The sequence below is a fragment of the Deinococcus metallilatus genome (genome assembly GCF_004758605.1).
Classification (GTDB): Bacteria; Deinococcota; Deinococci; order Deinococcales; family Deinococcaceae; genus Deinococcus; species Deinococcus metallilatus.
The window spans coordinates 1,329,104-1,341,521 of record NZ_CP038512.1 but is presented as its reverse complement, the minus strand read 5'-3'; the positions used below and the strand labels follow the sequence as shown (position 1 = coordinate 1,341,521).

Here is a 12,418-nt window from a genome sequence, read left to right as displayed (position 1 = left end):
GGGTTTTCAGGCATTGGGGCGGGTCTTCCGGTCGGCGTCGATGGCGGCGGCCACGGCGTCAGCATGGCCGTCCACGGATACGGCCAGCCAGCTCTTGACCAGTCTCCCGTCCGGGCCAATCAGGAAAGTCTGCCGCTTGACGCCCTCGACAATCTTGCCGTACAGGTTCTTGGGACCGTAGGCGCCGATGCTCTTCAGGAAGTCCGCGTCCGGGTCGGTCAACAGCGGGAAGGGCAGGCTGTACTTTTCGGCAAAAGCCTGGTGGCTCTCGGCATCGTCGCGGCTCACGCCGAGGATGACCGCGCCGTGCGACTTCAGGAGGGCGCTGTCGCGGAAGTCGCAGGCTTCCTTGGTGCAGCCCGGCGTGTCGTCCTTGGGGTAGGCGTACAGCACCACGTAACGGCCCGCGTAGTCGGAGAGGCGGTGCGTCTGCCCCTCGGCGCCAGGCAGGGCGAAGTCGGGGAAAGGCTCACCGGGTTGGAGGCGGGGGGTCCCAGAAGTCATAGGCAGAGGGTAGCGGATTGCCTGTGGCTTGTGGCCTGTGGCGTGTAGACGCCGAAGCAAAAGCCGCAGCTCCCACGCGCGTCTCTTCCACAAGCGACAAGCCACACGCCACAAGCCCTTATCCTGAAGGACGTGAACCTCGCCCCCTACATCGATCACACCCTGCTCAAGGCCACCGCCACCGCCGCCGACATCCGCCAGCTCTGCGCCGAGGCGCGCGAACATTCGTTCTACGCCGTGTGCGTGAACCCGGTCTACGTGCCGCTGGCGAAGACGGAACTGGAAGGCTCCGGCGTCAAGATCGCCACGGTCTGCGGCTTTCCGCTGGGGGCCATCCTCCCGGGGCAGAAGGCCGTCGAGGCCCGCCTGAGTGTGGAGGCGGGCGCGGACGAGGTGGATATGGTGATCCACATCGGCGCCGCCCTGGAGAACGACTGGGAGGCGGTGGAGGCCGATGTGCGGGCCGTGCGGCGGGCCATTCCCGACAGCGTGCTGAAGGTGATCATCGAAACCTGTTACCTGAATGACGAGCAGAAACGCGGCGCGACGGAGGCCGCCGTGCGGGGCGGCGCGGACTTCGTGAAGACCAGCACCGGCTTCGGCACGGGCGGCGCGACCGTGGAGGACGTGCGGCTGATGCGGGACGTGATCGCGGGCCGCGCGCAGATCAAGGCCGCTGGGGGCGTCCGCACCCCCGACGACGCGCGGGCCATGATCGAGGCGGGCGCGACCCGGCTGGGGACCTCGGGTGGCGTCGCCCTGGTCAGCGGCGAGGGGAGCGGTTCTGGCTACTGAAGCCCGCGAGGTCATTCTCGCGTCGGGCAGCCCGCGGAGGCGGGAACTGCTGGCGAACCTGGGCGTCACGTTCCGCGTGGTCGTCAGCGGCGAGGCCGAGGACAGCGCGGAACGCGACCCGGCGCGGCTGGCGGGTGAACTGGCCACGCTCAAGGCGCAGGCGGTCGCGCGGGCACACCCGGAAGCGGTGGTGATCGCGGCGGACACCGTCGTCGCCATCGACGGTGAACTGCTCGGCAAGCCGCGGGACGAGGCCGAGAACTGCGCCTTCGTGCGGCGGCTCGCGGGGCGGACGCATCAGGTGTACACGGGCGTCACCGTCATCTCTGCCGGAGAGGTGGCAGGCGGCGTGGAACGCACCGACGTGACCTTCCGCGACCTGTCGGATATGGAAATGGCCCACTACGCCCATACCGGCGAGGGACTGGACAAGGCGGGCGGCTACGGCATCCAGGGCGTCGGCATGGCGCTGGTCGCCCGTATCGACGGCGATTACTCCAACGTGGTGGGCTTTCCGCTGGCGCTGGTGATCCGGCTGCTGCGGGGGGCGGGCGTGGCGGTGTGGGGGGAGACAGGCTTGTAGCTCGTGGCTTGTCGCCTGTAGACGAGCAGAAGCCTCAAGCGAAAGCATCAGCTTCCACAAGCTACGGGCCACACGCCACAAGCCCTACTCCACCCGCGTCTCCAACACGATCTCGCTGTTCAGGCTGGCCGCCACCGAGCAGTATTTCTCGTGGCTGAGGTGGGCGGCCTTGCTCAGCGCCTCCCCGGTCAGGCCCTCGCCGCTGGCGATGTGGCGCACGGTGATGGTGGTGTACCGCTTGGGGTCGGTGTCCGCGCGCTCGCCCTCCACCTCGATGCGGTAGGCCGTGAGGGGCGTGCGGCGCTTTTTCATGATCTCGACCACGTCGTAGGCGGTGCAGGTGGCGAGTGCGGCCAGCAGCGCCTCCATTGGGGAGACGCCGACCTTCACGGGGCTGTTGTCGATCAGGATCTGGTGGCCGCTCCCGCTGACGCCGACGTAGCGTTGCTCACCCAGCCAGGTCACGTTCAGGGTCTTCTTGTGAGGCACAGTCATAGGGGCAGCGTAGCGCGGCTCAGGGGGTCCGGTCTTCGGCGGTGACTCCGTGCAGGTCCGCACCCACCTCCAGATCGTCCTCGTCCTCGTCGGGGGTGGGGAAGCAGACGTGGAAGGTCGCGCCGCCGCCGGGCGTGTCGAGCACCTCGATGGTGCCGCCGTGCGAGTGGACGACCTGCTGGGCGATGGTCAGGCCCAGTCCGGTGGACCCGGCTTCCTTGCCCCGGTAGAACTTGTCGAAGATGCGCGGCTTGATGTGGTCGGGGATGCCGGGGCCGTGGTCGATCACGGCCGCGCAGGCCTGTCCCCCCGCCTGGGACACTTCCAGGCTCACGAGGTCGGGGCTGCCGCAGACCCGGATGGCGTTGCTGACCAGATTCACGAACACCTGGGTCAGTCGCCCCGGGTCGCCGATGATCTCGGCGTTGGGGGCGGTGGCCTTGACGCCGTAGTCGCGCCCCACCTGGCGCACGATATTGCCCAGGTTCACGAAGTGCATCTCGATCCCCTGCACCAGTTCGCCGCGCGAGAGTTGCAGCAGGTCGTTGACCAGCCGGGTCATGTTCTCCGCGACGCGCTGCGCGTCCTGAAGGGTCTGGGAACCGCCCACCTCGCGCTCGGCGCGGCGCAGGTAGCCCAGCAGGGCGGTCAGCGGCGTGCGGAGTTCGTGGCTGGTTTCGGCCAGGAAGGTCTTCTGGAGGTTCAGGGCCTCCTCCAGTTGCCGGGCCTGCTGTTCGAGGCGTTGCCGCTGGGCCTCGGCGATGCCGCGCAGACGCTCGACCTCCTCCAGCCGGGCCTGGAGGGAGAGGTTGAGCTGGCGCACCTCCTGCTCGGCACGCTCGCGGCGGTCGCGGGCGTCGGCCTCGGCGATGGCGCGCTTCACGCTGGGGGCCAGGCGCTCCAGGCGCTGCTTGAGGATGTAGTCGGTGACGCCCTGGCGCAGCGTGTCCACCGCGACCTCCTCGCCCATCGCGCCGGTCACGATGATAAAGGGCAGGTGCGGGGCGCGGGCATGGGCGGCCCGGAAGGCGCTCAGGCCGTCGTAGCTGGGCAGCGCGTAGTCGCTGAGGACCAGGTGCGGGCGGTGCGTGTCCAGGGCGTGCAAAAAGGCATCCTCGTCCTCCACGCGCTCGATCTCCACCGGCCAGGGCAGGTCGCCGTCCAGGCTGAGGGCCACGAGTTCGTGGTCGAGTTCGTTGTCCTCCAGGTGCAGGATGCGCAGGGGCTGTCCGGCTTCGGGCAGGGCGTGGTCGGTGGGGCCGGGGGCGGTCACGGGGACCCTCCATCCAGGAGCAGCGTGCGGGGCAGGGTCACGTGGAAGGCGGCGCCCTCACCGGGAACCCCCTCGGCACGCACCCGGCCGCCGTGACGGGTCACGATGCGGCGGACATTCGCGAGGCCGATGCCGGTCCCCTCGAACTCCTCGGCGCGGTGCAGGCGTTGAAACACGCCAAACAGTTTATCCGTGTACTTGGGATCGAAGCCCACGCCGTTGTCACGGACGGTGACGGTCACCTCCTGCGCGCTTTCCCGCGCGGTCACCTCGATGTGGGCCTGTTCGCGGGTCCGGGTGTACTTGATGGCGTTAGAGAGCAGGTTGGTAAACACCAGGGTGAGCAGCGCCGGGTCCCCCTGCACGGTCGGCAGCGGGCCGATCTGGGCGGTCACGTCGCGGCCCGCGCGGTCGGGTTCGAGGTTCTGCCACACCTCGCGCAGCAGCGCCCCCAGGTCCACCGGGCCGCGCCGCAGTTCCTGGCGGCCCATCCGCGAGAACTCCAAGAGGTCGTCGATCAGCTGGCTCATGCGGCCCGCCGCGTCGGTGATCACCGCGAGGTAGCGTTCGCCCTTGGCGGAGAGCTGGCCCGAGGCGTCCTTGCGCAGCAGGTCCCCGAAGCCGACGATGTGCCGCAGCGGCGTCCGTAGGTCGTGGGAGACGCTGTAGCTGAAGGCTTCCAGCTCGCGGTTGGCGTCCTGCAACTCCAGCGTGCGCTGCTGCACCCGTTCCTCCAGCGACTGGTTGAGCGCCTGGAGGTCCGCCTGCGCCGCCTCGGCCTGGATGCGCAGCGCGTCGTTGTCGAGGGCGGTGGCGAAGCGTTTGGCAAGTTCGTGCGCGAGGTCGTGGTCGCGGTCGGTGGGGGCCTGGCGGTAGGTGAGGCCCAGCACGCCGCGCATGGCCCCGTCGCGGCCGATCAGGGGGTACAGGACCGCGCCGGTCGCGTTCACCTCGTGCAGCAGCGGGTAGGCCGCCGCGTGGGCGAAGAGCGGGTCCTCGCTCCGCACGACCTGCTCCAGCGCCTGACGGGTCGTCTCCCGCGCGGCGGACGACACGCGCTGAAGGTCGAGGCGGGAGGTCGCCAGCAGCGCCAGCCCGGGCGGGGTGCCCCACAGCCCGGCACTCTCGGCCAGCCGCTGCGTGATCAGGTCGAGCGCCGCCTGGGCGTGGGCCTCCCGCGACGCCAGCGGGTCGTCCGCGCGGGCGGAGAGCTGCTCGGACACGTCGGCCAGCAGGCGGGCAGCCGCCTCGGCGTACACCTGGTCGTCCACGTCGGTGCTGGTGCCCACCCACTCCAGCACCTGCCCCTGCACCGCGCGCACCGGCAGGCCGCGCGTGACGAAGGTGCGGTAGCGGCCGTCCTCGCCCAGCAGGCGGTGCTCGGCCTCGAAGGGCCGCTGGACCTTCACGGCGGCGGCCCAGCGGGCCTGGTACTCGGGGCGGTCTTCCGGGTGGACCAGGCTCAGGAAGCCGGAATCGGCGCGGTCCACGCCCACGTACTCCTCCCAGCGGCGGTTGAAGTAGGTGGGGTGGCCCTGCGGATCGGTCAGCCACACGATCTGCGGCAGCCCCTCCAGCACGCCCCGGTAGCGTTCCTCGCTGCGCTGCGCCAGCCGCTCGGCCACCACGCGGTCGTGGATGTCGGTGGCGCTTGCCACCCACTCGGCCACGCTGGCCTGCTCGTCGCGGATCGGCGCGACGCGCAGCACGAACCAGCGGGCGCTGTCCCCCTGGCCCACCAGCAGCCGCACCTCGCACTGGGTCCGCGCGCCGGTCGCGTAGGCGTCCGCCCACAGCCGCTCGTAGGTCGCCCGGTCCTCCGGGTGGACCCGTTCGCGCACCTGCTCGCCCCCCAGCCGCTCGCGGTGCTGCGCGTTGACGTAGGTCACCTCCCCCTGCGGGTCACTCACCCACAGCATGTGCGGGATGGCGTCCAGCACCGCCCGCGAGCGGCGCTCCCCGGCCTGCACGGCCCGCTCGGCCTCCAGGCGGTCCGTCACGTCACGCACGACCTCCAGCAGCCCCAGCACCTCGCCGTGGGGCCCCACCACCTCGCTGCGCTGGGCCTCGCCGGAGAAGACGCTGCCGTCCGCGCGGCGGTAGGGCGTGGTGATCAGGTCGAAGGTGGCGCGGCCCTCCAGCCGCCGGTCGAGGTGCAGGCGGCCCAGTTCCTGGCCCTCCAGTTCGCCGGGGGCGTAGCCGAACTGCTGCTCCAGGGCGCGGTTGACCCGCTGCACGCGGCCCGCCGGGTCGGTGAAGGCCGCCGCGTCCAGAATCGCGTGGAAGATCGCCTCGAACTCGGCGCGAGAGCGCTCCAGGCGGGCGCGCGACTGCCCTAGGATGCGGGTGGCCTCCTCGGCGCGTTCGCGGGCCTGGACCTGGGCCTGGGTCAGCAAAAAGGCCAGGCCCGCCACCAGCAGCCCCGCCATCAGCACCACGATGGGGACATCCGTGACCACGTCGCGGCCAAAGCTGGCGGGCGCGCTGAACTCCAGCCCCCACGCCGCACCGGCCGCATCCAGGCGGGTGCGTTCACTGAAGGTGGCCTGCGAGGCGGGCTCTGCGGCGGGACCGGAACGGCCCAGGGCCTGACCGTTCAGCAGGGTCCGCAGCGTGACGCCGGGCATCGCGTCCGGGGGCGTCAGACTCGACAGAAATTGATCGGTCCGCAGCGCGAGATAGACCACGCCGCCCTCGCGCACCGGCAGGAACAGGAGCATGCCCGGCAGCCGCTGCCCGTCCGGCCCGCGCTGCACCAGGGACACCTGACAACTGATCTGGGCGCTCTGGCTGGCGCGTGCCCGCAAGATGCCCTCCCGGCGGCAGGGTTCACTCATCATGTCGAAGCCCAGCGCGGCGCGGTTGACGGCGTCCAGCGGGGCGATCCGGTCAATGACGGCGCTTGGCTGCCCCCCCGGCCCCCAGCGGACAAACCCGACCGCCAGCACCCCCGGATAACGGCGGTTCAGGTCGAGGTTGGCGACGTAGGCGCCAAAGGCCGCCTGACCCGGATCACCCCGCACGTTCCAGAAGGCCCGGACCCCCCGCAGGAGGTTCTCGTAGTCGTTCAGGCGGTTGCGGAGACTGGAGGTGGCGGCGTTCACCTCGCGGTCGAAACGCGCATTCTGCTGGGCCACCACGAAGCGGTTGAGCAGCAGGGCCGCCCCCACGCTCAGGGCCAGCACCAGCACCAGCACGGCCAGGGGAATCCGGCGGTGGCGGGGCAGGGACCGCATCAACACCGCTCCTCCAGCGCGCCCAGAAAGACGCCCACCGGCACGTCCGCCCCCGTCCAGGCCAGAAAGGCCAGCCGGGCCTGGTGCGCCAGCATCCCCAGGCCGTTCTCGGCGCGTACCCCGGCGGCCCGGGCGTCCCGCATCAGTCGCGTCTCGCGGGGCTTGTAGACCATGTCGTAGAACAGGGCACCGGGGGCCAGGGCCGCGAAGTCGAAGCCGGGGAGGGGCGTTTCAGCGGGATTGGAGAGGCCCGCGCTGGAGGCGTTGACGATCAGGCGGACCTTTGACCAGGGAATCTCAGAGAGGTCAGCCGCCCAGGCCTGACCCTCAGCGTCCCCATTCTGCCAGAAGGCCGCCAGCTCCTCCGCCCGCGCCCGCGTCCGGTTGACGATGAACACGTCGCGTTCGAGCAAGATCAGTGCCGTGTAGACCGCTGCGCGGGCGGCGCCCCCGGCCCCCAGGACCACGACCGGGCCCTCCATTTCCCGGTCGCCCGTCCTCCCCGCCCCGAGATCAAGCAAGGCGTCAAACAGACCCGGCGCGTCCGTGTTGTCTCCGAACAGTCTTCCCTCCCGGTTCACCACCGTGTTCACCGCCCCGATGGCCCGCGCCGCCGCCGAGAGGTCGTCCAGATAAGCCAGCGCCGCCTCCTTGTGCGGGAGACTGAGGTTGGCGCCCAGCACGCCCGGCTCCCGCAACTGTGCCAGGGCGGCGGGCAGCTCGGCCGGGGGCACGCGCCGCGCCTCGTAATCGCCACGCAGACCCGCCCAGGCAAAGGCCGCGCGGTGCATGGCCGGGGACAGGGAATGCGCGGCGGGGTCGGCGTAGAGAAAGGCACGCAGCAGGCTGGAAGCCGAACTGCGGGAGGAGGTCTGGCCGTCGTTCACGCGGTCAAGTCTACTGTCCCGCTCTGGCCCGCAAGCCTCCGGCGCGTCGGCAACGGCGGCCCGGCACTTTACCCTTTCCTGAACCTTGACCCGGTGGGCAGGAGATTGTGCCTCGCCCCACGTCTCCCCCGGCCCGAACGCCAGAAAATATGAGGGTCCGAATGCCTCTTTCCTTTCCTGACTCCCGCCAGAGAACCGCTGGGGGGAGAGTGCGTTTTGGCGCACGGAGACACACCCGACAGGAGCCACATTGACAGAGCGTACCCCCGGTCAGCCCACCCCCACCTCCTCTCCCGCTGCAGGCAACACCGCCACGGTGCAGCTCAGCAACCAGCGTGAAGCCTTCGCCCTGCTGGGCGCGGGTGACGCCAACCTGCGGCGGATGCGCGAGCTGACGCCCGCCAAGATCATCGCGCGGGGTGAAACCGTCACGATCACCGGGGAGCAGGCCGACGTGCAGGCCGCCGAACGCATGGTGCGCGACGCGCTGGACGTGGTCAGAACGGGCGGCGAACTGACCCCCGAGAGCCTGCTCCGCAGCGCCCGCCTGAGTGGCGAGGGCCGCAGCCTGGCCCAGGAAACGCAGGTCAGCGGCCTGAGCCTGCCGCGCGGCCTGAAGCCCAAGACGCCCGGCCAGAAGACCTATCTCGAAAAGATCGAGAATTCCGACATCACCTTCGGCGTCGGCCCCGCCGGGACAGGCAAGACCTACCTGGCCGTGGCGATGGCCGTGCAGGCCCTCAAGGCCAAGAAGGTCAAGCGCATCATCCTGACCCGCCCGGCGGTGGAGGCGGGCGAACGCCTGGGCTTCCTGCCCGGCGACCTCCAGGCCAAGATCGACCCCTACCTGCGCCCCCTCTACGACGCGCTGTACGACATGCTCGACCAGGAGAAGTTCGAGTCGTACCTGACGAGCGGGGTGATCGAGGTGGCGCCGCTGGCGTTTATGCGCGGGCGCACGTTGAATGATGCCTTCGTCATCCTCGACGAGGCGCAGAACACCACCGGCGAGCAGATGAAGATGTTCCTCACGCGCATGGGCTTTTCCAGCAAGGTCGTGGTGACCGGCGACGTGACCCAGATCGACCTGCCCCGCCACGTGACCAGCGGTCTGGCCGTTGCCAAGCGCGTCCTGAGCCGCATCGAGGGCATCGCCTGGCACGAGTTCACCGACGTGGACGTGGTCCGTCACCCGCTGGTGGGCAAGATCATCAGGGCCTACGAGGCCGCCGAGGACGCCGAGCAGGACAAGCGGGCCGCCCGCCGGGGCGAGTTCGCCAGTATCCCGGAGGCCGAAGGGGACAGGTAGGCCCGGAGCCGGGAGCAGAGGGCAGAGCGCCGGAGCGGCCTCTGCCTCTGCTTTTTTGCACTCTGCCCTATCCTGTTCCCGTGATCGACCTCATTGCCCGCAAGACCCCGCCCGCTGGTCTGCGGCCCGCCCTGCGCGCCAGTCTGGAGGCGGCCATGCGGCATTTCGGCGTGGAGGACCGCGAGGTGACGGTGGTGCTGGTGGGTGACCGGGCCATCCGCGCCCTCAAGCGCGAACACTGGGGCGAGGACGCCCCCACCGACGTGCTGAGTTTTCCCACCTGGGAGCCGGGGGACCCCTTCATGCCGCCGCACCTGGGGGACATCATCATCAGTCTGGACACGGCGGGGCGGCAGGCGGCGGCGCGGGGGCATTCCCTCACACGCGAGGTGGCGCTGCTCGCCAGCCACGGCCTCACGCATCTGGTGGGGCACGACCACCCGCACGCGGAGGGCCTGGGCTTCGAGGAAGGGGCAACCGGGCCGGAATGGCAGGTCTTCCACGAGGCCTGGGCCGCTGCGCAGGCCGCCTTGCCTCCAGGCGTATGAGGTCAGATGGCCCTGCCCTCTCGCTGCGCCGCTGGGTGCGTTCGGCAGGTTTCGCGTGGTCAGGCATCGCCCACGCTTACCGCACCCAGGCGAACTTCCGGATCGAGGTGTGGCTGGGCGTTCTCGCCGTGACGCTGGCGCTGCTGCTTCACGCACCCCTGGCCCCCATCCTGCTGTCCTGCGCGCTGGTGTTGAGTCTGGAACTGGTGAACACCGCGCTGGAAGCGGTGGTGGACCTCGCCAGCCCCGGCTTTCACCCCCTGGCAAAGGCCGCGAAGGACGGGGCGGCGGGGGCGGTGCTGGTCGCCAGCCTCGGCGCGTTGCTGGTCGGCCTGGCGGTGCTGGGACCGCCGCTGCTGCGCTTCTTGGGTTGAGCCGCTCACCCTCCTCACTCCCCTCAAGGCCGCCTAAAGGTTCCCTCTCCCCAGTCGGTGCGCCTCCCTGTGATAGACTTCTTTTTGCCTATGGAGCCTCCCAGTTCTGGCTCTGACCTGACGCCCGGCCCTGACCGTCTGTGGGCGGGCTTTTTGCTGTGGCAGACAACTGATTCCGGCGACCGACACCTGGCCCTCCTGCGGGCGGGGTGGGCAGCATGGGCCCTGCGGGACGCCGGGGCGCGATGGAGCGCGCGAACAGATGAATGATTGGATTCGGGTAGCCTCGCTACTCTTGCTGGTGCTCGCCAACGGGTACTTCGTGGCCGTCGAATACGCGCTGGTGAGCGTAAGGCGCACCAAAATCGACCAACTGGTCGAGGAGGGCAACGCGGCCGCCAGGATGGTTCAGCGCGTGCTGGGCCGCCTCGACCTCTATATCGCCGCCGTGCAGCTCGGCGTCTCGATGATGAGCCTGCTGATCGGTTTCATTGCCGAACCGGCCATCGAACACCTGACCGAGCCGCTGTTCAACCGCGCGGGCCTGCCCGCCAGCTACCAGCAGCCCGCCGCCTTCGCGCTGGCGTTTATCCTGTCCACCACGCTGCATATCGTGCTGGGCGAACTGGTACCGAAGTCGGCCGCCCTCCAGAAAAGCGAGCAGCTCGCCCTGAGGCTGGTGCGCCCGCTGGTGCTGTTCACGGCGATCTTCCGCCCGGTGATCCTGGGCCTCAACGGGCTGGGCGCCTTCGTGCTGCGGCTGATGGGCCTCAAGGCTGTCGCCGGGCACCACACCGCCTATTCGGAAGAGGAAATCCGCATGATCGTCAGCGCCTCCAGCCAGGAGGGCGTGCTGGAGGACGAGGAGAAGGAACTCGTCTATAACGTCTTCGACCTCTCCGACACCACCGTGCGCGAGGTGATGACGCCGCGGATCGACATGGTGGTGGTGGACGGGGCCGCCCCCCTGCGCCGGTTGCTGGAACTGAGCGCCGAACACGGCTACTCGCGCGTGCCGGTGTATCAGGACACCGCCGACAACATCGTGGGCATCGCGCACACCAGCGACATGCTGCGCCACCTCGACCAGCTCGACGAAACCATGATCGCGGACGTGATGCGCCCGGTGTACTTCGTGCCCGAGGGCATGAAGATCAACGACCTGCTGGCCAAGATGCGCGACAAGAAATCGCATATGAGCATCGTGGTGGACGAGTTCGGCGGTACGGCGGGCCTGGTCACGCTGGAAGACGCGCTGGAAGAGATCGTGGGCGAGATCTACGACGAAACCGACGAGGACGAGGTGCCGCTGATCGAGGTGCTGGGCGAGGGCATCTACCTGATGGACGCCAGCCTGACCGTCGGTGAGGTGGAAGAACGCCTGGGCACCAACCTGGAGGACGGCGAGGGCGAGTACGACACCCTGTCGGGCTTCATGACCAGCCACTTCGGGGATATTCCGGAGATCGGCCAGAGCTTCGTCTATAACGGCTGGGCCTTCACGGTGGAGGACGCCGACCAGCGCCGCGTCACCCGCGTCCGCGTGGAGCGTGCACCCATGCCCGACCCGCTGGAACCCGTGGAGGACCCTGTTCATGAGTAGCCCGACCGCCCCCGCTGCCAACGCCCTGAACCTCACGCCCGATCCGCAACTGCTGGAGGGCGCAAAGGCCGCCTTCAGACAGGCCTACGCCCCCTACAGCAAGTTCCGCGTCGGCGCGGCCCTGAGAACGCCGGACGGCCGGGTGTACTTCGGCGCCAACGTCGAGAACGCCAGCTACGGCCTGGGCCGCTGCGCCGAACAGAGCGCCGTGCAGGCGATGGCGACCGCCGGAGGGCGCGAGTTCACCGATATCGTGGTGTATTCGGAGGCCACGCCGCCCGCCAGCCCGTGTGGGGCCTGCCGTCAGGTGCTGTTCGAGTTCGCGCCGGGTGCCCGCGTGGTCTGCGTGAACCAGCACGGCGACGTGGTGAGCGGCTACGTGCGCGACTTCCTGCCGCACGGCTTCCGGCTGGAGCAGCGCGACGACGGGCACGAGGTGGGGACGGAGTAGGCGAAGAGACTACTTCTCAGCCCTGGCAGACGCAAAATACAGCAGCAGGAGCAGCGACGCCGCCACACTTCCCGCGTGGTAGACCCTGTGGACCACCAGCGAGGCAATGAAGTGCAGCAGGATGAGCAGGGACAGGACAAGAGGCCAGGACGAGAGAAGGCTCTGCTTTTTCGGATTCATGCTTCTCCCCATAACTCTCTGGCTGTCTTGCTCCTCGCGGGCGTCGGCAAAGTAGGCTCAGCCTAGCAGGAGGCTCCGGAGAGGGCGAACACTTCCGGGTGAAGAACAAAACGCGCCCCGGCTGCGGTTGAGGACGCATCTTTCAATAGAGTCAAAGGTCATCAGAGCGGGGAAGGGGCG

13 protein-coding genes are annotated in these 12,418 nt (G+C 69.4%); 7 read left to right on the top strand and 6 right to left on the bottom strand.

Features of this window, described 5'->3' with window-relative positions:
- Positions 1-6: 6 nt before the first annotated feature.
- Entirely contained in the window at positions 7-504 is a 498-nt protein-coding gene (gene prxQ / locus E5F05_RS12460) for a thioredoxin-dependent peroxiredoxin PrxQ (RefSeq protein ID WP_129118945.1), read from the bottom strand.
- Between the two features lie 132 nt (positions 505-636).
- Here prxQ and deoC point away from each other — a divergent pair, with 132 nt between their 5' ends.
- Positions 637-1,299: a deoxyribose-phosphate aldolase gene (gene deoC / locus E5F05_RS12455; protein WP_129118944.1), complete on the top strand. Its 663-nt coding sequence runs from the start codon at positions 637-639 to the stop codon at positions 1,297-1,299.
- Positions 1,253-1,882, top strand: coding sequence for a Maf family nucleotide pyrophosphatase (locus E5F05_RS12450; RefSeq protein WP_241687155.1), 630 nt, complete (start codon positions 1,253-1,255; stop codon positions 1,880-1,882). Before deoC ends, E5F05_RS12450 begins: the two co-directional genes overlap by 47 nt.
- An 84-nt stretch (positions 1,883-1,966) precedes the next feature.
- Here the strand turns inward: E5F05_RS12450 and E5F05_RS12445 are convergent, their stop codons facing one another.
- From E5F05_RS12445 to aroE, 4 genes are read right to left on the bottom strand one after another with little or no spacing between them, the layout of a single operon-like run.
- Positions 1,967-2,377 (bottom strand): OsmC family protein, encoded by a 411-nt coding sequence (locus tag E5F05_RS12445; RefSeq protein WP_164973463.1) that lies wholly within the window; start codon positions 2,375-2,377, stop codon positions 1,967-1,969.
- Between the two features lie 19 nt (positions 2,378-2,396).
- Positions 2,397-3,650 (bottom strand): hybrid sensor histidine kinase/response regulator, encoded by a 1,254-nt coding sequence (locus E5F05_RS12440; RefSeq protein WP_241687154.1) that lies wholly within the window; start codon positions 3,648-3,650, stop codon positions 2,397-2,399.
- Positions 3,647-6,886 (bottom strand): PAS domain S-box protein, encoded by a 3,240-nt coding sequence (locus tag E5F05_RS12435; protein ID WP_129118943.1) that lies wholly within the window; start codon positions 6,884-6,886, stop codon positions 3,647-3,649. The genes E5F05_RS12440 and E5F05_RS12435 overlap by 4 nt, the downstream gene beginning before the upstream one ends.
- Positions 6,886-7,773, bottom strand: coding sequence for a shikimate dehydrogenase (aroE, locus tag E5F05_RS12430; RefSeq protein ID WP_241687153.1), 888 nt, complete (start codon positions 7,771-7,773; stop codon positions 6,886-6,888). Before aroE ends, E5F05_RS12435 begins: the two co-directional genes overlap by 1 nt.
- A gap of 250 nt (positions 7,774-8,023) precedes the next feature.
- On the opposite strand from aroE, the gene E5F05_RS12425 reads away from it, so the two are divergent.
- The 5 genes from E5F05_RS12425 to cdd all read left to right on the top strand — a co-directional run bounded on the left by E5F05_RS12425 (position 8,024) and on the right by cdd (position 12,058).
- Positions 8,024-9,082, top strand: coding sequence for a PhoH family protein (locus tag E5F05_RS12425; RefSeq protein WP_129118942.1), 1,059 nt, complete (start codon positions 8,024-8,026; stop codon positions 9,080-9,082).
- Positions 9,083-9,162: 80 nt separating this feature from the next.
- Positions 9,163-9,630 (top strand): rRNA maturation RNase YbeY, encoded by a 468-nt coding sequence (gene ybeY / locus E5F05_RS12420; RefSeq protein ID WP_164973462.1) that lies wholly within the window; start codon positions 9,163-9,165, stop codon positions 9,628-9,630.
- Positions 9,627-10,004: a diacylglycerol kinase gene (locus E5F05_RS12415; RefSeq protein WP_129118940.1), complete on the top strand. Its 378-nt coding sequence runs from the start codon at positions 9,627-9,629 to the stop codon at positions 10,002-10,004. Before ybeY ends, E5F05_RS12415 begins: the two co-directional genes overlap by 4 nt.
- A 262-nt stretch (positions 10,005-10,266) precedes the next feature.
- Complete coding sequence (locus E5F05_RS12410; protein WP_129118939.1) at positions 10,267-11,607, top strand: hemolysin family protein; 1,341 nt, start codon at positions 10,267-10,269, stop codon at positions 11,605-11,607.
- Positions 11,600-12,058, top strand: a complete 459-nt coding sequence (gene cdd, locus E5F05_RS12405; RefSeq protein WP_129118938.1) for a cytidine deaminase — start codon at positions 11,600-11,602, stop codon at positions 12,056-12,058. Before E5F05_RS12410 ends, cdd begins: the two co-directional genes overlap by 8 nt.
- 9 nt (positions 12,059-12,067) lie before the next feature.
- Here cdd and E5F05_RS21360 read toward each other — a convergent pair whose 3' ends face one another.
- Positions 12,068-12,238 (bottom strand): hypothetical protein, encoded by a 171-nt coding sequence (locus tag E5F05_RS21360; protein ID WP_164973461.1) that lies wholly within the window; start codon positions 12,236-12,238, stop codon positions 12,068-12,070.
- Positions 12,239-12,418: the final 180 nt, after the last annotated feature.

Excerpts from the sequence above, each read along its gene's own strand:
- prxQ (WP_129118945.1), bottom strand. The coding sequence starts at position 504 with ATGACTTCTGGGACCCCCCGCCTCCAACCCGGTGAGCCTTTCCCCGAC.
- E5F05_RS12445 (WP_164973463.1), bottom strand. The coding sequence starts at position 2,377 with ATGACTGTGCCTCACAAGAAGACCCTGAACGTGACCTGGCTGGGTGAG.
- E5F05_RS12435 (WP_129118943.1), bottom strand. The coding sequence starts at position 6,886 with ATGCGGTCCCTGCCCCGCCACCGCCGGATTCCCCTGGCCGTGCTGGTG.
- E5F05_RS12415 (WP_129118940.1), top strand. The coding sequence starts at position 9,627 with ATGAGGTCAGATGGCCCTGCCCTCTCGCTGCGCCGCTGGGTGCGTTCG.
- E5F05_RS12410 (WP_129118939.1), top strand. The coding sequence starts at position 10,267 with ATGAATGATTGGATTCGGGTAGCCTCGCTACTCTTGCTGGTGCTCGCC.
- cdd (WP_129118938.1), top strand. The coding sequence starts at position 11,600 with ATGAGTAGCCCGACCGCCCCCGCTGCCAACGCCCTGAACCTCACGCCC.
- E5F05_RS21360 (WP_164973461.1), bottom strand. The coding sequence starts at position 12,238 with ATGAATCCGAAAAAGCAGAGCCTTCTCTCGTCCTGGCCTCTTGTCCTG.